The sequence below is a fragment of the Aequorivita sp. 609 genome (assembly GCF_014212065.1).
Taxonomy (GTDB): domain Bacteria; phylum Bacteroidota; class Bacteroidia; order Flavobacteriales; family Flavobacteriaceae; genus Aequorivita; species Aequorivita sinensis.
Genome location: NZ_JACJVM010000213.1, coordinates 43,780 through 64,288 on the forward strand (window position 1 = coordinate 43,780; position 20,509 = coordinate 64,288).

A 20,509-nucleotide genomic window follows, 5' to 3' on the forward strand; every position below is an offset into this window, starting at 1 on the left:
GAAATTGGTACTTTCCTTATCTTTAGAGAAATGAATAAGACCTTAAAATACACAATATACGTCATTCTTACATTTGGCGCTATAGTAATAGCATCAAATATTTATATAAATCACTTTCTGAAAAATAAACTTCAAAATTTTATTGAAGAGCGATTACCAGAAAATATGATTAGGGCTTATGAAAGTATTACGGTTGAAACTATTAGCGGTTCTCTCTCTATAACCAACGCGTCACTTATAATCCACAATAAAAAAGACAGTGTACAACACACTTTTATAAATGTTGAAAAGCTCAATATTTCTGACATCAGCTACTGGGATTATTTATTTAATGATGAAATTCACATTGAATCTATTTCTTTGGAAAACCCAATTATAGCCTACTACCAAGATAGGCAGTTACCTGTAACAGATACAGTGCGAAAACCCGTTGCCAAAATTTACAAACCAATACTTATAGATCAAGTTAAAATCAACAACACCAAATTTGTGATTTTTGAAGATGGAAAAGATTCTACAAAAGTTTACACAAATGGTTTAAGTGTAAAAGTTAACGGAATACGGATAGACAATAAAACAGTAACTCGTAAAATACCGCTTGATTACAAAAGTTTAGAAGCAAAAAGCGACACAGCATTTGTAAAAGTTAGTCCTTACGAAAACTTAACAGTAGAAAATTTTTTAGTTAAAAATCGCAAGGCAACTTTTAATAATATTAAGCTTAAAACAAAATATTCTAAAAGAGAGCTCTCAAGAATAATTCACAAAGAACGTGATCATTTTGACCTATCATTAAAATCATTGTCAATTGAGAATTTTGATTTTGGGTTTAACAACAATGACTTTTTTGCTAAAAGTAAGCTTATCACACTCGACGCCCCCATTTTAGAAGTTTATAGGGACAAATTGGTTGCAGACGATTTTAAGGTTAAGCCGCTCTATAGTAAAATGCTTCGCGATTTACCTATTGAGCTAACTGTGGATTCGGTTAACATCAAAAATGCAAATATTAAATACGAAGAAAGGCAGCATATTAAAAATATGGGAGGTTCTATCAACTTCAAAAACTTAAAAGCAGCAATTTCAAATGTTAGTAATACATACAAAAGTCCGGTAAAAACTAATTTAAACATTTCCGCAGATTTTATGGACAATACCCCTTTTACAGCAGAATGGAGTTTTGATGTTCAGAATCCGGAAGATAGATTTTTATTTAAAGCACAAGTAGGGTCATTAGTAGCTGATAAGATGAACAGCTTTACCGAACCTAATTTAAATGTGCGTTTGAAAGGTCAGACCCATAAAACTTATTTTACTATTGATGGGAATAGTGAAACTTCAACTACCGATTTAAAAATTAATTATTCAAATTTTTCTGTTACAGTACTTAAAAAAGATGGCAGCACAAAAAACAAATTTCTATCTGCTGTAGCTAATATTTTTGTTTCTACCAACAGTAATAAAACCAATGACAATTACCGTGAAGGCGTTGCAGAAGCAACTCGAGATAAAACAAAATCTATATTTAATTTTTTATGGATTAGTTTAAAGAATGCTCTAGCCAAAGCAATGACAGGGAGTGGCAAGCAATAGCTCCAAGTTTATTGAGATATACTTACAGCGGTAAACTCAATTAACGCTCCATCTTCAAAACTAACTTCCAATTCTAAGGGATTGCAGCAAATTTCACAGTCTTCTATATATTTTTGATGCCTCACGGAAGTATCTAGCAACATCGAAATGCTTTCCCAGCAATGTGGGCATTGAAAAAAATGTTCGTACATAATTGGGGATTTTTAGGATTATATATCACTCGTTATTTTAAAAGATCATTTTCTGCTAACTCCTTCTCTATCGTTTCTTTTACGAATTTATAACCCGCATTTTTTGCGTAGAAAAAGTTTGCTAAAAACGAAAGAAACCTATTTTTAAGTAGATATTTTACAATTAAGCCTATCCTCTTTTTAATCTTAGACTTATAGCGATTTTCAAATTCTGAAAATGACATTTTTGGGATGGGTAGGTCTTGAATATCTGCATCTTCACCGTAGGTTTCTGTATCAAATTTATTATTAAAGCTTCTAAGCACTCGCATATCTGGAATAATTGGAAATAGCTTATCACCATTTACATCCATGGGAGGTACTGAAAACTCAAACCTCTCTTTAATTTCTGCACTTGGCTTAATACTTAAGCGTGGCTCGATTTCATCGGAAGATATTGCAAAATAATACCTTAAAAATGCTTGACAATTTTTTCTACCTAGCTGGAAGTCATGCGCCCGAAAATCACGACTTAAAAACCCTGCGAAACCACCAATAGGAGCAGAGGCTAAATCATTTTTACTTCTAACCCATTCTCCATTTTTCTTAATCTTTCTTACAGGTTCTATTAAAAATTTTGTTCGGTCGCTTAAATCTAAAGCATCTAAAATTCCTTCTTGATTAAACATTACCTGATTTCGAAGTGACCTTAGAAGACCTTTTGCAATACTCGAAATACTTTTCCCACTTTTAGAAACGTCTTTATCCTTATTGGGGAATGGGTCTATCATAATTACCCCATATCTGCAAGTTTCAATACTTTTAGGATTCTTTTCTTTAAGTACTTTCAAGGCAATCCCGTATGGTTCGTTATTTATAACTCCACCATCAACAGAATTAAAAGTGTAGATATCTCCTTCTGGCAACAAGGGCTCTATCCCTTTCGACTGATTGAATAAATATTTAGGATATCGTTTAATATATTCTGACGAAATAGCCACCTCTCTAGACCGTAAACCAATCGGGAATGCTGCAGTACTTAGCGTTGCCTCTTTTAAATATTGAAGATGTTTTTTCTTTGAAATATCAAGCACATAATACAACTCATCTTCACTTACAGGAATGCCCGATTTGTATTTATCATTTTTCAGTTTATACCTAAAAAAACCACCGTGGTTTGTAATAACCGTTCCTTTTGAAGAATCTCTACTGCCGTCAAAATTCACCAAAAAATTTATGCCGCGTAAATTGGTTGTCGTTAAGATAACATCTAAACTATCGGAAGCGTATTTAGGAATTTCGCGCTGTTCTCGTATTCTTATTGCTTCATCGGCAATATCATCAATAGCTTTAGTATTTAACAACGAACGAACTTCTCCAAATTCTTTTAAGTCATTATCTCCTAGAAGTTTGTCTATAGTGCTACTTTCTTTAGTATCCGCCATTTCTACCCAACTTCTATAAAATATATTATCTATACCATTTGGGTTATCTTTATTTATGCTTTTGTAGTTTTTATCGGCTAAAGCAAGTAATGTGAGCGAACCAGATATACCACCCGCTGAAGATCCGCTCATTACGTCAATTTCAACTTGATGCATAGGTATGGAATGGTCGTAATCTGGGTGATTAATACCACGACTTCTATTTATAACTTTCGCTTTTTCCCAAAGCTCAAGTGTTTCTAATAAATAATCTATTACACCAGCAGTATATGCCCCGGCCGATACAGCACCCGCCATTGTGAGGCATAATTTGAATGTTTTCTCATTTTCCATAAGCTCGTGATTATTAAATAACTCGCTAACAAACAACAAGTTAAAACAATTAATCCAAAGAACTTATGAGTTATGCGATTTTTACGATAGGGATTCTACGGTTTCTTGAAGCACTTCCCACTCTTCCATCAATTTTTTAAGCGACTTTTTCTTCTCTTGATACTTGTCGAAAAAGTGAGGCTTAGCAATAGTTTCTTCGTAATTTATAAGTAATTCGGTATCTATAGCTGCAATTTCTTTTTCTAAGGATGTTATTTTAGATTCAACATTACTTAATTTGTTTTTTGCAGATTTTAATTTTTTCTGAATTTCGTATTCTTCACCTGCAGTTCGTTTTTCTTTAACTTCTGTAACGATCGTTTTCTTTTCGGCTTCACGTAGGTTTTCGAGGTTTCTTTGTTCTAAGAAAAAATCAATATCGCCTAGGTATTCTTTGATGTGTTGATCTTTAAATTCGTAAACCTTATTGGTTAGACCTTGTAAAAAGTCACGATCGTGAGAAACTAAAATTAAAGTCCCTTCAAAGTTCTTTAAAGCGTCCTTTAATACGTTTTTAGATTTAATATCAAGGTGGTTTGTAGGCTCATCCATTACCAAAACATTAAAAGGCTGTAGCATTAATTTGGCAAGGGCTAAGCGGTTTCGCTCTCCTCCACTTAATACACGCACATACTTTTCTACTTCGTCTCCTCTAAAAAGGAAAGAGCCCAAAATATCTCGAACTTTACTTCGGTTTTTCTCGTTTGCAGCATCAATCATTGTATCTAGTACAGTTTTGGTACCGTCTAAATAATCAGCTTGATTTTGAGCGAAATATCCTATCTGTACATTATGACCTAAATTAAGTTTTCCACCGTATTCGATTTCTCCTACAATAATTTTTGCAAGAGTAGATTTCCCTTGACCGTTTTGACCTACAAAAGCTATTTTGCTGTCTCTTTCTACTAATAAATCAATATCGTTGAGAACCCTCTTCTCTCCATAGTTTTTTGTAATTCCATCCGCTTCTATTACTACTTTCCCCGGGGTAACCGATATTGGAAAATGTAACGTCATTACACTATTATCATCTTCATCTACTTCTATGCGGTCTATTTTGTCTAACTTTTTAATAAGCGATTGCGCCATAGTAGCTTTACTGGCTTTGGCTCTAAACTTATCAATTAGTTTTTCTGTTTGCTCAATTTGCTTTTGCTGATTTTTCTGAGAAGCTAATTGCTGTTCTCGTAATTCATTGCGAAGAACTAAATACTGAGTGTACGGTTTATTAAAATCGTAAATCTTTCCAAGTGAAATTTCTATTGTACGATTTGTAACATTATCCAAAAACATTTTATCGTGCGATACAATCACTACTGCCCCAGCATATCCCTTTAAAAAATCTTCTAGCCATAAAATAGATTCAATATCTAGGTGGTTTGTAGGCTCGTCTAACAGCAGTATATCGTTATTTTGAAGTAGTAGTTTTGCTAATTCAATACGCATTCTCCATCCACCAGAGAAGGTTTCTGTTAGCTTCCCAAAATCTTCACGTTGGAAACCTAATCCTTGTAAAATACGTTCTGTTTCCCCTTGATAATTGTACCCACCATGTATTTCATATTGATGTTGAATATCATTCAAATCTACCATTAATTGGTGATAGCCATCACTCTCGTAATCTGTGCGTTCAGCTAATTGGGTGTTAATTTGTTCTAATCGCTTTTCTAACTTTTTAATTTCAGTAAAAGCTTCATATGATTCTTCAAGAACTGTACGACCTTTTTCAAAGTCGATATCTTGCTTTAAAAAGCCTATCGAGACTTCTTTGTCAGTTGCAATCTGTCCTGTATCATATTCTTGTTCACCTGCGATAATCTTTAGTAGTGTAGATTTTCCTGCACCGTTCTTCCCAACTAAACCAACTCGATCGCCAGGCTTCAATTGAAAGGTTATTTTTTCGAACAAATAGTCTCCTTGAAAGGAAACAGAAAGATTATGAATGTTGATCATTATGTCAAAAGTGAATTAAGATATCAGGATTGTAAAATACCACTGGTAATTGTTGCAAAGATGCTTAAATTTGCGGTTCTAAAAAAACACTCATGCAATTCTTAAAAGGTTCTAAGCTTTACAGTATTTTCACAAGCACATGTCCTGTTTGTCATAAAGGTGATATGTATATTGAAAACAATCCCTACAAAGTTATGAAGATTATGAAAATGCACGAGCACTGTAGCCATTGTGGTAAAAAGTTTAAAATAGAACCATCTTTCTTTTTTGGAGCAATGTATGTAAGTTATGCTGTTGGAGTTGCAATTGCGGTAGCTGCATTTATTATAGCATATTTTTTTATTGGACTAGATAGAAATTATGCCTTTTTATCTATCATTATAAGTTTAGCTGTTTTATTCCCAGTTATAGTAAGAGTGTCTAGAAATATTTGGATTAACCTCTTCGTGGATTACGATAAAGCCGCCGCTGAGACAAATAATGTAAATGAATAATTATACTTTCCAATTTTTAGCCCGTCCAATATAAATTTCTTTAGTTAAAGGCTCCCCATCCTCTAAATGTTTATACAATATTTCTGAAAGTAATGGCGCCATTAAAAACCCTCTCGATCCAAGCCCGTTAAAAAATACTAGGTTTGGATTTTCTTCTAAACTTCCAAGTAGCGGTCTGTGATCTTTTGTAGTTGGTCTAACACCAGCTTCCTGACTTATTACCTCAAAGGGGCAATTAATAAACGATTTTAGTTTTGATAGAATTTCATCTTTAGCTTCTTCGGTTGGGTTTAAACTATAATCATCCCGCCCATAGGTTGAACCAACTTTGTATTTATCATCTCCCATAGGAATTATATAGATAGGTCCTTTCAAAAGAGATTTAACTTTTAAATCTGAAGCTTTAATAACAATGTACTCTCCTTTATTTCCTATTAATGATTTCTTTAGGAAAAAGGGGTTATCGACTACTTTTGAGCCTTCTGCAAAAATGATTTTTTTGGCCAAGATGTTTTTATAAACAACGCAATTATCTTTTTGATGAAGTTGTTCGTATTCAAAATTTTCTGTAATTAATTTTTCTTTGCTTTTTAAATATTCACGATATCCAGAAAGCAAACCTTCCGTATGAATTTGAGCGGTTCCTAATACCTCTCCAAAACCCAAAGGAGCTTCTATAGCTGGATTATTATTTTTAATAAAAGTAGAAGACAGGAATCCATCCAATTCTTTTTTATCACTAGCTACAGTCCAATTATTTTGTTCTTCAATACTTTTAAAAATACGTTTAATCGATTTTTCTTCAAAGAAATCAGTTTGTATTTTCTTTGACAGCGATTTGTAAAAATTAAAAGCATATGGATGAAATTTAGAGACGTTCCAAGTAGCTGTAAAGCGTTTTAATACAGTTGGATTAAAAACACCTCCAGATTTTGCCGTAGAACCCTCTACGCCACTATCTATAAGCATAAAGCTTTTGCCGTGTCGAAGAAGTTGTTCAGAAATACAAATTCCTGCAATTCCTAACCCTACTACTATATAATCTTTTTCAACCATTACCTTTTACGGATTTATTTAAAATCTTGAATACCTATTAAATAATAAACCCTTCAAATTCCATATTGGAAAATGAAGGGTTTTATTAAGACTTGATAATTATAGAATTAATAATTCCACATATCTAATTCAATATTTCGAATTTGTTCTTTAATTCTATCAGATTCCATTAACTGCATAAGTGCATTATCGTTAATATAATCTTTAACATCTCTATCACCTTGAATATTATCTTCTCTATAGATTACGGCACTAAAGCGTCTAGAGTTTAACAAATGATCAAAAGTTATAGGTTGAGAGGTATTACTTCTATTAAAAGTTCTAGCATTGTGAAGTACTTCACGAGCGCCAGGGAACCATACCCAAAACAGTTCAACTTTTGAATCTAGCCCATCGTCTGGAAATGCTTTAGAGCGCGCCTCATTTGCTACAGGACAAAGTCCTAACAAACGGTATTTAAGTTCACCTTGACGCTTATCAACATACCAGTAACCTCTAATTCGCCACTCTTCTATATCTCCTGCATCCAAGTTAAAACGACGCACGTACTGTGGATCTACTACCCCTTCAGCATTGTATTGCTCAATACCTAAATCGGTAGTATCACTGTAAACTAAAGAAGTTTCTAAATCGTCTAACGTTCTTTTTTCAGTAAAATATGAATCTGCATATACAGCATCAATTTTACCATTTTTAATGTTTTTTACTAAAACATCGTAAAGAGAACGTCTGTCTGATCCAATGTTGTTTGTATCTATAGGATAGTACAATGGAAAGTTTACTCTCTCGTTAAGATCAATAATCTCCCAAGTAGTTTTAGCCCACAGTACATCGCGACTATCTGTATAACCATAAGGCAACGGACCATCATTATCGTAAGTGATTTGGGCTTCGGTCTTTAGGCCTATTTCCTCTGGAGTTTTGGCGTTTAGAATATTCAACTGTGCGTGAGCACTAGCTGCCATTCCTAGACCTAAAACACATAAAACAACATTTCTCAAAGTCATAAAACTTATTATTTAATTTTTAATTTGTCAATTCGATAATTACTGGAGCGGTTTTCTTAAGCATTACACCACTTCCAGAAACTTTTGCATTAATATCGAAAATCTGAACAGTTTCACCTCTTCCAGCTTTTCTAATTGCACTTACAGCAGCACCATTCAACTTAGTACCATTTACACGTACAGTTGGTTGACCTGGCACTTTTAAACTAAAGCCTGAAACACTTAGATTAATGTCAAAATCGAAGTCTTCTAATACTGCAGATACAGATGAAATCTCTAATCCTTGACGTTGCATTCTCACTAACCCAGTTTCACCTCTAATAGCTCCAACTGGCGCAGGAATATCTTTAATTCTAAACTCAGCAGGCGTTCTAACACCTGTTCCATCAGGTAAAGTACCACTAGCAGTAATTGTTACTGTTCTTCCAGATCCTGGACGCATAACATATTTACTACCTGAAACTTTAGATAGACCTGGAGCAGAAGCATTAACTTTATTATCTGGAATACCAGGAATAGAAACCGTCATTGGGTTGTCTACACCACGATACACCACATTCATTTTATCAGCAGCAATTACAGCAGAATTAGGTTTTGAAATTGTTGAGAATCCTAAGTTAACAGGAACCGGAGTTTCTTTACCGTCTTCTAAGAAGATTAAATCTCCTTCAATTTTATGGTCACCTGGAGAACCTGCAGTAATATTAAGCATTACTTTACCATTTTGGATAGAGTATTGATCTGCACTTAATGGCTTACCATCTAATGTAAGTTTAACTTCGTTAGGCTTAGTATTTGGATCTTTACGACCTAATACAATACCTCCATCAAACTTCTCACCTGCATAATATGCAGTTTTACTAGTTTCTAACAGTGTGTTGTATTGAGAAAAAGACAATGCTGCAGCTTGTTGTCCTGCCAACATATTTGATAAAATCTCGTTCTCAGTGGTTTTGATATCACTCTGCATCTGAGTTAACTTAGTTCTAGAAGCTACCATTGGGAAACCTTCATAGTGGTAGTTTAACCATGGTAATGTAACTCCGTCGCCACGTTTTACAGGATCAGTTGCAAATTTTTTAGAAACATCAGCTGCTATACTAGCATATCTTTTGTTTTCTCCAATAACTGAAAGAATACTATTCTTATAGTTGTTTATTTGGTCTAAAAATTCTTGTCCAGCTTTTGTATACTTGTCGCCATTGAAAAGTTTTTGATCTAAAAAGTCTGATCTGTCTTGCATTTCATAGCTTTCAGCATCTTCAGGTTTAATAGTGCTCATCATTTCCCTTTTAAGACCTTCTAAGTATGAATCAAACTCATCAGATATTTGACTAATCTGTTCAGCTTTTGCCTTTACTTCACCATATTGCTCTGGTTGTTCAACAGCTTTTGATGCTAAGTTCTCCATAAAAGCATTGTTACGTGCTTCTGCTGCAGTATTAGACTCTGTTAAACGTTCATTTAATAATCCAAAAGCCGAAAGCACTTCTTTTGACATGTTCAACGCCATCATCGCGATGAATATCAAATACATCATGTTAATCATTCGTTGCCTTGGGGATAGTTTTCCTCCTGCCATTTTTATTCTATTTAAAGATTAATAATTAAGGTGAAAACCTATTAGTTTTTTGTTGACATAGCAGAAAGCATACCTCCGTAAACACCGTTTAAAGATGATAGGTTAGTTGCTAAGTTCTGCATTTGCTGTTTTAGCTGTTCAGCATTTTCAGCAATTTCTTTATTTGCGTCTGTTTGACGGCTTGTTGATTCTATCTGTACTTTATAAAGACTGTTTAATGAATCCATTTGAGCAGCAGCAAGTGCCATTTCTTCACTGTATTTTTTAGTAGAGCTCATTGCTTCAGCAGTTGGAGCGATACCTTTTGCAGCACCTTCAAAAGAACGGATGCTAGAAGACAAACTACTCATTAATTCTGAATCGATTTTTGCTTCTTTTAGCATATCATCTAATTTCTTAGACAACATTCCCTGAGTTTCTTCTGGTTGTTCGCTAATAGCTCTTCTACCAGATGTTCCAGCGGCACCACCTGCTAATTCAGGATATACTAAAGACCAATCCAATTCATCATCAACTGGTTCAAAAGCAGATATAGCAAAAATAATTGCCTCAGTAACCAAACCAATAGTTAATAATAAGTTACCTCCAATACCAGCAATTTCAAAGTGGGTAATTTTGAAAAGCGCACCTATAATTACAACTGATGCACCAAGCCCGTAGGCCATGTTAAATAGTTTTTTGGATGATTTTGATTTTGCCATAATACTTAAGATTTAGTTGAGGGTTTTTGTTAATAATTGTGTTAGTTGTTATGTTTAGTTAGCGAGCATCGCCAAAATTTTGATTTAATACTACGTCTGTACCCATATAATCCTGTACAGTTCTGAATCCAATATAACTACGTGCAGAATCTGCATATTCGTAATCTCTAGTACTCACTTGTAGGAAGTATGCTACATCTTTCCAAGAACCACCACGAACAACTTTACGCATGTTTTTTGGGTCGTTCACGTTAGGATTCATTGTAGAGCTAAAGTCATAAGAAGAAGGGTCGTAAGAAGAAGCTACCCACTCCGCAACGTTTCCAGCCATATTATATAAGTTGAAATCATTAGCTTCATAAGCATCTGCTTCTACAGTATAAAGTGCTTGGTCTGCAGCGTAATCACCTCGTAAAGGCTTAAAGTTAGCCATAAAACAACCTCTATCATTTTTAGTGTAAGGTCCTCCCCAAGGATATGTAGCTGATTCTAGACCTCCTCTAGCCGCATATTCCCATTCAGCTTCACCAGGAAGACGGAATGAATTTACGTGGTTTTTCTTTTTAGATTTTTGATATGCATTTTTATACAAAGTTCTCCAAGCACAGAAAGCTTTTGCTTGCTTCCAGTTTACACCAACTACAGGGTAGTTTCCATAAGCTTCGTGCCAGAAATAATCGTTGTGCATTGGCTCATTGTAAGAATAGTTAAAATCACGAATCCAAACAGTTGTATCAGGATAGATATTTAATTCTTCTTTTATAATAAAATCTTTTCTTCTCTTACTTCTATCTCTAGCAGCTGCTTCAATATCCATATAAGTATATTGGAAGTTAAGCTTACTTACATCGATAGTACGTTGTCCGTTGTATGCTTCCTCTGAAGGAATATACATTGTATCCATTACTTCACTATAGAATTCATCAGGATATTTGGCGGTATCCCAAATAAGATCTACTTTATTGTTGATTTTTCTACCTGCATAGAAATCCTCTCCCATCCCAAAGTAGTTATCGTACATATACTGGTCGTACGGAGTCATTTCTTCATTTTCTTGGTCTAAAAATGCAAATTCTCCAATTCCACCATCACCTGGAGTTGCTCCCATTTCATCTGCCATAATAGCTAAACGAAGGCGAACTGTAGAATCGCGTACCCAGTTTACAAATTGTCTGTACTCTGAATTAGTAATTTCAGTTTCATCCATATAAAAAGAACGAACAGTTACAGTTTTCGGCGGTGCATCATTAACGGCAACAAAATCATCATCACTTTTTCCCATGATGAAAGACCCACCTGGAACAAGTGTCATACCGTGAGGTTTTAGTGGATACCATTTTTTACCTTTTACCCCAACCAATTCTCCTCTATCTCCGGAGTTACAACTGAATAAAAAGGCAACGATCGCAGTTAATGCAATAAATTTCTTCATAGGTATTTTGGTTAAATTTCAATTTTAAAGGGCGTAAACCTATTTATAAAATTTTTAATAAACAATTTTTTTTTACAAAACCCTCTATAATCTATAATGTGTTGATTAATTATACTTCATTTTTATGGCGGGCTTTCAACCACCTTTCCGGAATCTCCTGATTACACGCACTCAAATAATCGCTGTAAGTGCAAGGTAATAACGTTTGGCTTTTTAATTTATTATTAACATTTGAAATAAATGGTAAAACAATCCACCATCTCTCTGTTTTATTACTCTTTTTGAACTCCAATATTTCATCGTCTATCGGCACTTTATAGGAGGTGTAAAGTCTCTCATTATCAAAGTCATCATCTGCAATTCTGAAGTTAAAACCTTCAACAAAATACCACAATACTTGCGCTATAAGCATTGCACTACTTTTTCCATAAACAGCATTACTTAACTCGTAAACTCCAAATGATTTAACTTTATTACTAATTCCTGCATAACGAGCTATCGTACAAATCTCTCGACCATCAAATCCGTTAGGACTCTCATTAGTTTTATAACTTAATTCTGAGTTTTTTATTGCAGTTACATCCAAAGCCACCATATCTGCATCTCTTAATATTGGCTCAATCACAGTTGTATCTGCACAAACCTCGCCCAATCTATAAGCGTCAAAATACAACTTATCCATTAAAGCTATCTCCTGCGGAGCGTTAAAAAATGATTGATACCCTAACACGCTATAATTAAATAGATTATAAGGCTTATCCACCACCATTTTCCCAACGTATGATTTATTTGATATTGGAAGATCGGCATTACCAAGGTCAAAACGATTGTCTATATTAACAACATTCACCATAGCTCCAAGATTATCATACGCGCGATATTGCGCATAAGCCATATCTTGACTTCCACCCAAAATTAGTGGAACTATCTTTTTTAGCAAAAGTGCAGCAACAACCTCCTTAACGGCAAATCTTGAATCTTCAACAGAATTTCCTTTTTCAATATCTCCAAGGTCAATTATTCTGTGCTTCCAATTTCCTGGATACAACGAATAAAACGCTTTTCGATAGTCATCAAAACACAGTTCTTCGCCTATGTAATTAACATCCGCACGATTTTCTTTAACACCAAAAATCGCAAACGTAACGTTTTTTAAATCAGGTAAATCGCCAACTTCGGCATGTACTTCTATTTGCTTCCCTAACGTTCCTAGCGGCAGTAATTCTCTGTCCGCCAAAACCTTCTTAGAAACAGGGGTTAAAAATTCAATCATTATTTTTTCTTGGCTGAAGCTTTTTTCTTAGTTGTAGTCTTTTTCTTAGCAGCTGCTTTCTTTTTAGGAGCTTTTTTAGCTAGCATTTCCTGAGCTTCTTCTAACGTTATTTTATCGGCTTCAGTTCCTTTTGGCAATTCCACCTTTACTTTTCCTTTAATAACATTAAAACGCCCCCAACGAGCTTTCTCGATTCTAATTTTCTCTTCTGGCCACTCGTTGATTAGCTTATCAATCTCCTTTTGCTTTTTATCTTCAATTAACTGAACGATATCTTTATCAGTAAGATTATCGAAATCATACTTTTTATTCACATTGATAAACATCCCGTTCCATTTAATATATGGGCCAAAACGACCTACACCTTTTTGAACCGGTAAGTCTTCATAGGTATAAATTGGAGCATCTGCTTTTTTCTTCTCTTCAATAAGCTCTTTTGCAAAAGCCATATCAACGTCTAATGGATCCATTCCTTTTGGGAGAGATATAAACGTTTTACCAAAGCGAACATAAGGACCAAAACGACCATTGTTAACCTCAACTTCCTCATTATCGTAAACACCCAAGGTTTTTGGAAGTTTAAAAAGATCCATCACCTCTTCAAAGGTAACCAAATGCAATTGTTGGTCTGGACGTAAACTTGCAAATTTTTTATCTTCATCATCAGGAGCACCAATTTGAGCCATCGGACCATATTTACCCAAACGAACTAATACAGTACGCCCGCTTTCTGGATCCTCCCCTAGAATACGCTCTCCACTTTCACGATCGGCATTTTTCTCAACATCTTCTACGCGTGGGTGAAACTTTTCATAGAACTCCTTCATCATTTTCGTCCACTCCTCTTTCCCTTCGGCAATGTCATCAAAGTCTTGCTCTACTTTAGCAGTAAAGTTATAGTCTAAGATATTTTCAAAATGCTCTACCAAAAAGTCATTTACTATCATTCCAATATCAGTTGGAACAAGCTTGCCTTTATCTGAACCTACTGTTTCAGTTAAGGTTTTATCTTTAATATTTTCTTTTTCAAGAGTAAGCTGAAGGTATTTACGTTCAACCCCTTCAACAGTACCTTTTTCAACGTAGTTTCTACTAATAATAGTTGAAATAGTTGGCGCATAGGTAGAAGGTCTCCCAATACCAAGCTCTTCTAATTGCTTAACTAACGAAGCTTCTGTAAAACGATATGGGGCACGAGTAAATCGCTCTGTTGCTGTTATGTAATTATTTTCAAGCGAATCGCCTTCTTTCATATTAGGCAACATACCATCTTGCTCTTCCTCTTCAAAGTCGGTTCCTTCCAAATAAACTTTTAGGAAACCATCAAACTTTATCATTTCACCATTTGCAGTAAAATTCTCTGATACTTTTTCTTTGGAAAGCACATCAATCTTAACATTGGTTCGCTCTAATTGCGCATTACTCATTTGTGAAGCCAAAGTCCTTTTCCAAATCAAATCGTATAAACGTGCTTGATCGTGATCACCAGTGATAGTATGCTGACTCATATCGGTAGGGCGAATAGCTTCGTGAGCTTCCTGAGCTCCTTTGCTTTTCCCTTTATAATCACGAGGCTTACTATACTCTTTCCCGTAAGATTTAATAATTTCTTTTTGAGCTGCGTTTTTAGCGTCATTAGAAAGGTTAACACTATCGGTACGCATATAGGTTATAAGTCCAGCTTCATAAAGACGTTGAGCTATTGTCATTGTTTTTCCAACTGAAAAATACAATTTACGCGCTGCCTCCTGCTGTAATGTTGAAGTAGTAAAAGGAGCTGCAGGCGATTTGCTTGCAGGCTTTTTAGTTAAATCTGAAATTTTATAATTAGCTCCTAAATTTTTTCTAAGAAATTCACGAGCTTCAGCTTCAGTTTCAAAGTTTTTTGGAAGTTTTGCTTTAAACTTACTACCGTCTAGTGTGGTAAATTCAGCATCAATTCTATACGATCCTACAGGATTAAATGATTCAATCTCACGCTCACGCTCAACAATCAAACGCACGGCAACCGATTGCACACGACCTGCAGAAAGTCCACCTTTCACTTTTTTCCAAAGCACTGGTGAAAGCTCATATCCTACCAAGCGATCTAAAACGCGTCGCGCTTGTTGAGCGTTTACCAAATCGTAATTAATTTGGCGTGGGTTTTCTATTGCATTTAAAATTGCTGACTTTGTAATTTCATGAAAAACAATTCGCTTAGTCTTGTCTTTATCTAGTTTCAACTCCTCAGCTAAATGCCAAGCAATTGCTTCTCCTTCACGATCCTCATCACTTGCTAGCCAAACCATTTCAGCTTTTTTAGAAAGTGCTTTCAACTCCGCCACCAACTTTTTCTTATCGCTACTTACTATATATTTAGGTGTGAAATCCCCTTCCACATCTACTCCTAATTCCTTAGAAGGAAGATCTGCAATGTGCCCAAAACTCGAGGACACTTTGAAGTCTTTCCCAAGAAATTTTTCGATGGTTTTTGCTTTTGCAGGGGACTCAACGATCACTAAATTCTTTGCCATATCCTATTTTATTTAAGACTGCAAAAGTATATGATTTTTTTAATACGAAAGATTTTGCTTGTAATAATTGAATACAATCCACATTATTTCAGCTTAAAACACATAATTATCAACAGTGATTTGTGAAAGAAAATTACGGCAATAAATTCAGCCAACAAGCACTAACAAACGAAAACTTCATAACTATACCTATATATTTATTCCTTCTTTTAAATCTCAAATAAAATTATATAAAAAGCAATCTGCCACTTTGTCACCGCAAGCATTTAATTGTATCTTTGCAGGAATTACATTATGGACTGTTTTGTATTGAAGTTTGATTTTTTATGGAAAAGACAATAGACGAAAAAGCACAAGGGAACACCTTAATTTTAGAAGCAAAAAAGGAGAATTCTAAAAAATTATATTTAGAAAGTTACGGCTGCGCTATGAATTTTAGCGACAGTGAAATTGTAGCATCTATTCTTGCTGATCAGGGGTACAACACCACAAATTTGATGGAAGAAGCAGATTTGGTCTTAGTGAACACCTGTTCAATTCGCGACAAAGCAGAGCAAACTATCCGTAAGCGATTAGAAAAATACAATGCAGTAAAACGCAGTAGTAATCCGAAAATGAAAGTTGGTGTGCTAGGTTGTATGGCCGAGCGTTTGAAGGAAAAACTTCTTGAAGAAGAAAAAATTGTTGATCTGGTTGTTGGTCCAGATGCATACAAAGACATTCCAAACCTTTTACAAGAAGTAGAAGAAGGACGAGAAGCTGTAAACGTTATTCTTTCAAAAGAAGAAACCTATGGCGATATCTCCCCTGTACGTTTAGGAGGAAATGGAATTACCGCATTTGTAAGTATTACTCGTGGTTGCGACAATATGTGTACTTTTTGTGTAGTGCCATTTACCCGCGGACGAGAACGCAGTCGTGATCCTCACAGTATTTTAAATGAAATTAATGATCTAGCCGAAAAAGGATATAAAGAAATAACCCTTCTAGGTCAAAACGTAGATAGCTATTTATGGTATGGTGGCGGTCTGAAGAAAGACTTTAAAAATGCATCAGAAATGCAAAAAGCTACCGCTACAGATTTTGCTCAACTATTAGATTTAGTTGCTACTGCGCAACCTAAAATGAGAATTCGCTTCTCAACAAGTAATCCGCAAGATATGGGTGAAGATGTACTACACGTTGTAGCAAAACACAATAATATCTGTAACCATATTCACCTTCCAGTACAAAGTGGAAGCACTCGAATTCTAAAAGAAATGAATCGTCAGCACACTCGTGAAGAGTACATGAAGCTAATTGACAAAATCTTGGAAATTATTCCAGATTGTATCATTTCTCAGGATATGATTATTGGGTTTCCAACTGAAACTGAAGAAGATCATCAAGATACGTTAAGCTTAATGGAATATGTTAAGTACGGCTTTGGTTATATGTATAAATATTCTGAAAGACCTGGAACATTAGCAGCTCGTAAATTGGAAGACGAAGTTCCTGAAGAAATAAAGAGTAGAAGATTGACAGAAGTAGTAAATCTCCAACAAAAACATAGCGCTTTTCGCACAGAATCTTTTTTAGGTAAAACAGTAACAGTTTTAATTGAAAAGGAATCGAAAAAAAATGCAGATGAATGGAGCGGAAGAACGGAACATAATAATGTTGCTGTTTTCCCTAAGGAAAATTATAAACCTGGAGATTTTGTAAAGGTTAAAGTAACGGATTGTACTACTGCAACACTTATTGGCGAAGCTATAGGACTTGCTTAGGACTAATAAATCAAAAAACGTGTTTTAGTTCAATTTGCTGTAATTTTATAATTGTTAGGAAAATCTAATAACGATAAATCACAGTCTAAAGAGCTGAATAAAGATAAAGATTTAAGTCTTAGTATTGATGCTAACAAGTTACATAATGACGATAGCAGAAAATTTTTCTGAAGACTTTTTTCATAGCATATCTAATAAGCGTCGTAGTTAAAAAGAGCAGTTTTCTTAGTGAAGAATTAACTTACGAGTAAAATTAAATATAAAATAGAATACTGCTTAGGAATATTTTGGGGTTATAAGGCCTCATAACAGGCAAAGTTGAATGACATAAAATTAATATGGAAAGCAGCATACAAGCAACAAAACAACGATTCGGAATAATAGGTAACGACCCAAAACTAAACCGCGCCGTAGAGAAAGCAATTCAGGTTGCACCAACGGATATTTCGGTATTGGTTACTGGTGAAAGCGGGGTTGGAAAAGAAAGTATCCCGAAAATTATACATTCACTTTCTCACAGAAAGCACGGAAAATATATTGCAGTAAACTGTGGTGCAATCCCTGAAGGCACGATTGACAGTGAACTTTTTGGTCACGAAAAAGGTGCATTTACGGGAGCGACTACAACTAGAAGTGGATATTTTGAAGTAGCCGATGGCGGGACTATCTTTCTTGATGAAGTTGGAGAACTTCCATTACCAACGCAAGTACGACTGTTAAGAGTGTTGGAAAACGGAGAGTTTTTAAAAGTTGGATCTTCATCTACGCAAAAAACCGATGTCCGTATTGTTGCCGCTACCAATGTGAAGATGATTGAAGCCATTGAAAAAGGAAAATTCCGTGAAGATCTTTACTATCGATTAAGTACAGTTGAAATAAACTTACCTCCGCTTCGCGAACGCAAGCAAGACATACATTTGTTATTTAGAAAATTTGCTTCAGATTTTGCTCAGAAATACAAGATGCCTACAATTCGTCTGGATGATAACGCAATCGAATTATTATTGAAGTACCGATGGAGTGGAAATATTCGTCAACTTCGAAATGTTGCTGAGCAGATTTCAGTTTTAGAGCAGAATAGAGAAATTTCCTATGATACTTTAAAGCATTATTTACCAGATATGGGAAGTAATCTTCCTGCAATAGTTAATGCTAAAAAATCTGAAAGCGATTTCAGTAGTGAGCGCGAAATACTTTACAAAGTGCTTTTTGATATGAAACGCGATGTAAATGATCTTAAAAAACTAACTTTGGAATTAATGAAAAGCGGAAACGCTGCCAAAGTTAAAGAAGAACAGTCATCCTTAATCAACAAAATATATTCAGACGAAACGGAAGCTGAAGAAGAGTTAGCTTCTATTATTGAAGAAGAGAATATCGCTACGGAAGCCGACGTTGAAGTATTTAGCATCCCTGAACACGCTTCAGAACCAGAAAAAAAGGATAAATACGAATATGCCGAAGATATTGAAGAGGAAGAAAACCTATCACTTCAGCAAAAGGAATTAGAGCTTATTAAAAAATCACTCGAGAAGTATGGCGGAAAACGAAAAGACGCTGCGGAAGAGTTAGGAATTTCCGAAAGAACACTTTATCGAAAGATTAAACAGTATAATTTATAATTGGTCGTTGGTCGCTTGTAGAAACATTATTTTAATTTAGATGTCAAGAATATTTTCAGTTTTAGTTTTTTTAGTTGTGGCTATTTCGCTACAAAGTTGTGGTCCTTATTCATTCACAGGTGCCGATATAAACTATAACACCACAAAAACAGTTCAAGTAAGTTATTTTCAAAATAATGCACCTATTGTAGAGCCAGGAATAAACCGTGATTTCACACAAAAATTACAAGATTTATTATTAAATCAGACCAGTTTAGACCTTGTGAATAACAATGGGGATTTAGTGTATGAAGGTGAAATCACACAATATTACATCTCACCTATTACGGCAACATCAAATAGTACAGCGGCGCAAAACAGATTGACTATTTCGGTGAGTGTGAGATTTTACAACACAAAGGAACCTTTAAAAGATTTTGAACAATCTTTTAGTTTCTACTATGATTATGACGGTCAGACACAATTAACAGGATCGAAATTAGATGCTGCCATCGATATAATTTTTGAAAGAATAACACAAGATATATTTAATAAGTCACTCGCAAATTGGTAAACCTAAAATTTTGAATATTTCGAACTATACATATCTACTTGCAAATCCTCAGAACTTAACTTCTGAGGATCTTGCTGCTTTAGATTTATTAATTAGAAAATATCCTTATTTTCAAAGTGCTCGTGCTTTACAATTAAAAGGTTTAAAAAACCAAGACAGCTTTCTTTACAACGATGCTTTAAAGTTAACGGCCGCACACACTACCGATAGAGATATTCTTTTTGAATATATAACTTCAGAGAAGTTTATACAAAATGAAATTTCACAAACTATTCTTCAGCACGATGATTCTGTAAACGAAATAAAGGTTGTTTCAGAAAACATCAACGATGAAGTTAAAGAGGAAAACGAACGTCTTTTAAAAGCTGAAATTAAAAAAGCTGAGGATATTCTAAATCCAGAATTATTCCAAAGAAAAGCTCAAGACTTAATTGAAAAAAGTAAAGAAAAGGAAGAAAGTCCTGAAGAAGTATTACAAACCGATAAGCCTTTAGAATTTACAAAAAGTGACACTCATTCTTTTTCAGAATGGCTAAAATTGACAAAAGCAAAGCCTATTGAGCGAAAAGTGGCTCCTTCAGAAATAGATTCTAAAAACGAGAAAGAAGCTGATTCTCTAACAGAATCAAACACTGAAGAAACTATAAATCAGGAAGAAAAAGAAAGAAAACTTCAACTTATTGATAAATTTATTCAGGAACGACCAAAAATAATTCCTTCTGCGGAATCAGAAAAAACTTCACTTTCCGGAGCAAGTAATTCTGAAAACCCTAGCAATAAAGCATTTATTACAGATTTTTCACAGAGTTCAGATTCTTTAATGACCGAAACTTTGGCTAAAGTTTATTTACAACAAAAGAATTATAAAAAGGCAATTCAAGCATATAAAATATTAATTTTGAAAAATCCCGAAAAAAGTGGTTTCTTTGCAGACCAAATTCGAGCGATAGAAAAATTGACTAATACAGAATAAT

At 34.6% G+C, this 20,509-nt stretch carries 16 protein-coding genes; 6 read left to right on the forward strand and 10 right to left on the reverse strand.

All coding sequences use genetic code 11. The features are described from left to right. Nucleotides 1–30: 30 nt before the first annotated feature. A complete protein-coding gene (locus tag H4O20_RS13920; RefSeq protein WP_185099678.1) occupies nucleotides 31–1,593 on the forward strand; it encodes a hypothetical protein in 1,563 nt (520 codons plus the stop codon). 8 nt (nucleotides 1,594–1,601) lie between these two features. On the opposite strand, the gene H4O20_RS13925 is transcribed toward H4O20_RS13920, so the two are convergent. The 3 genes from H4O20_RS13925 to H4O20_RS13935 form a co-directional block, all read right to left on the reverse strand. Further along, nucleotides 1,602–1,784 carry a CPXCG motif-containing cysteine-rich protein gene (locus H4O20_RS13925; protein ID WP_139855491.1) on the reverse strand — a complete coding sequence of 61 codons (183 nt, stop codon included), beginning with the start codon at nucleotides 1,782–1,784 and terminating at the stop codon, nucleotides 1,602–1,604. 32 nt (nucleotides 1,785–1,816) lie between these two features. Beyond that, a complete protein-coding gene (locus H4O20_RS13930) occupies nucleotides 1,817–3,505 on the reverse strand; it encodes a patatin-like phospholipase family protein (protein WP_185099679.1) in 1,689 nt (562 codons plus the stop codon). A gap of 117 nt (nucleotides 3,506–3,622) precedes the next feature. Continuing rightward, nucleotides 3,623–5,533: an ABC-F family ATP-binding cassette domain-containing protein gene (locus tag H4O20_RS13935; RefSeq protein ID WP_185099680.1), complete on the reverse strand. Its 1,911-nt coding sequence runs from the start codon at nucleotides 5,531–5,533 to the stop codon at nucleotides 3,623–3,625. Nucleotides 5,534–5,625: 92 nt separating this feature from the next. Here H4O20_RS13935 and H4O20_RS13940 point away from each other — a divergent pair, with 92 nt between their 5' ends. Further along, nucleotides 5,626–6,027 carry a DUF983 domain-containing protein gene (locus tag H4O20_RS13940; protein ID WP_185099681.1) on the forward strand — a complete coding sequence of 134 codons (402 nt, stop codon included), beginning with the start codon at nucleotides 5,626–5,628 and terminating at the stop codon, nucleotides 6,025–6,027. Here the strand turns inward: H4O20_RS13940 and H4O20_RS13945 are convergent, their stop codons facing one another. From H4O20_RS13945 to topA, 7 genes are all read right to left on the reverse strand, one after another. Continuing rightward, on the reverse strand, nucleotides 6,028–7,083 hold the full coding sequence (locus tag H4O20_RS13945) for an FAD-binding oxidoreductase (RefSeq protein WP_185099682.1): 1,056 nt from the start codon (nucleotides 7,081–7,083) through the stop codon (nucleotides 6,028–6,030). Nucleotides 7,084–7,190: 107 nt separating this feature from the next. After that, nucleotides 7,191–8,090, reverse strand: coding sequence for a gliding motility protein GldN (gene gldN, locus H4O20_RS13950; RefSeq protein WP_139855496.1), 900 nt, complete (start codon nucleotides 8,088–8,090; stop codon nucleotides 7,191–7,193). 19 nt (nucleotides 8,091–8,109) lie between these two features. Continuing rightward, entirely contained in the window at nucleotides 8,110–9,672 is a 1,563-nt protein-coding gene (gldM, locus tag H4O20_RS13955; RefSeq protein ID WP_185099683.1) for a gliding motility protein GldM, read from the reverse strand. A 41-nt stretch (nucleotides 9,673–9,713) separates the two neighbouring features. Then, a complete protein-coding gene (gene gldL, locus H4O20_RS13960; RefSeq protein ID WP_139855498.1) occupies nucleotides 9,714–10,373 on the reverse strand; it encodes a gliding motility protein GldL in 660 nt (219 codons plus the stop codon). Nucleotides 10,374–10,431: 58 nt separating this feature from the next. Continuing rightward, a complete protein-coding gene (gene gldK, locus H4O20_RS13965) occupies nucleotides 10,432–11,805 on the reverse strand; it encodes a gliding motility lipoprotein GldK (protein ID WP_139855499.1) in 1,374 nt (457 codons plus the stop codon). A gap of 109 nt (nucleotides 11,806–11,914) precedes the next feature. After that, nucleotides 11,915–13,078 (reverse strand): formimidoylglutamase, encoded by a 1,164-nt coding sequence (locus H4O20_RS13970; RefSeq protein ID WP_185099684.1) that lies wholly within the window; start codon nucleotides 13,076–13,078, stop codon nucleotides 11,915–11,917. Beyond that, the gene (gene topA / locus H4O20_RS13975; RefSeq protein ID WP_185099685.1) at nucleotides 13,078–15,594 is read right to left on the reverse strand and encodes a type I DNA topoisomerase; all 2,517 of its coding nucleotides are present in this window, start codon (nucleotides 15,592–15,594) and stop codon (nucleotides 13,078–13,080) included. Before topA ends, H4O20_RS13970 begins: the two co-directional genes overlap by 1 nt. Before the next feature lie 326 nt (nucleotides 15,595–15,920). Between topA and miaB the strand changes: the two genes are divergently transcribed. From miaB to H4O20_RS13995, 4 genes are all read left to right on the forward strand, one after another. Then, nucleotides 15,921–17,360, forward strand: coding sequence for a tRNA (N6-isopentenyl adenosine(37)-C2)-methylthiotransferase MiaB (miaB, locus tag H4O20_RS13980; protein ID WP_185099686.1), 1,440 nt, complete (start codon nucleotides 15,921–15,923; stop codon nucleotides 17,358–17,360). 338 nt (nucleotides 17,361–17,698) lie between these two features. After that, nucleotides 17,699–18,982: a sigma-54 dependent transcriptional regulator gene (locus tag H4O20_RS13985; RefSeq protein ID WP_139855503.1), complete on the forward strand. Its 1,284-nt coding sequence runs from the start codon at nucleotides 17,699–17,701 to the stop codon at nucleotides 18,980–18,982. Nucleotides 18,983–19,022: 40 nt separating this feature from the next. Continuing rightward, complete coding sequence (locus H4O20_RS13990; RefSeq protein ID WP_139855504.1) at nucleotides 19,023–19,535, forward strand: LptE family protein; 513 nt, start codon at nucleotides 19,023–19,025, stop codon at nucleotides 19,533–19,535. A 10-nt stretch (nucleotides 19,536–19,545) separates the two neighbouring features. Further along, a complete protein-coding gene (locus H4O20_RS13995) occupies nucleotides 19,546–20,508 on the forward strand; it encodes a hypothetical protein (protein ID WP_185099687.1) in 963 nt (320 codons plus the stop codon). Nucleotide 20,509 lies beyond the last annotated feature (1 nt).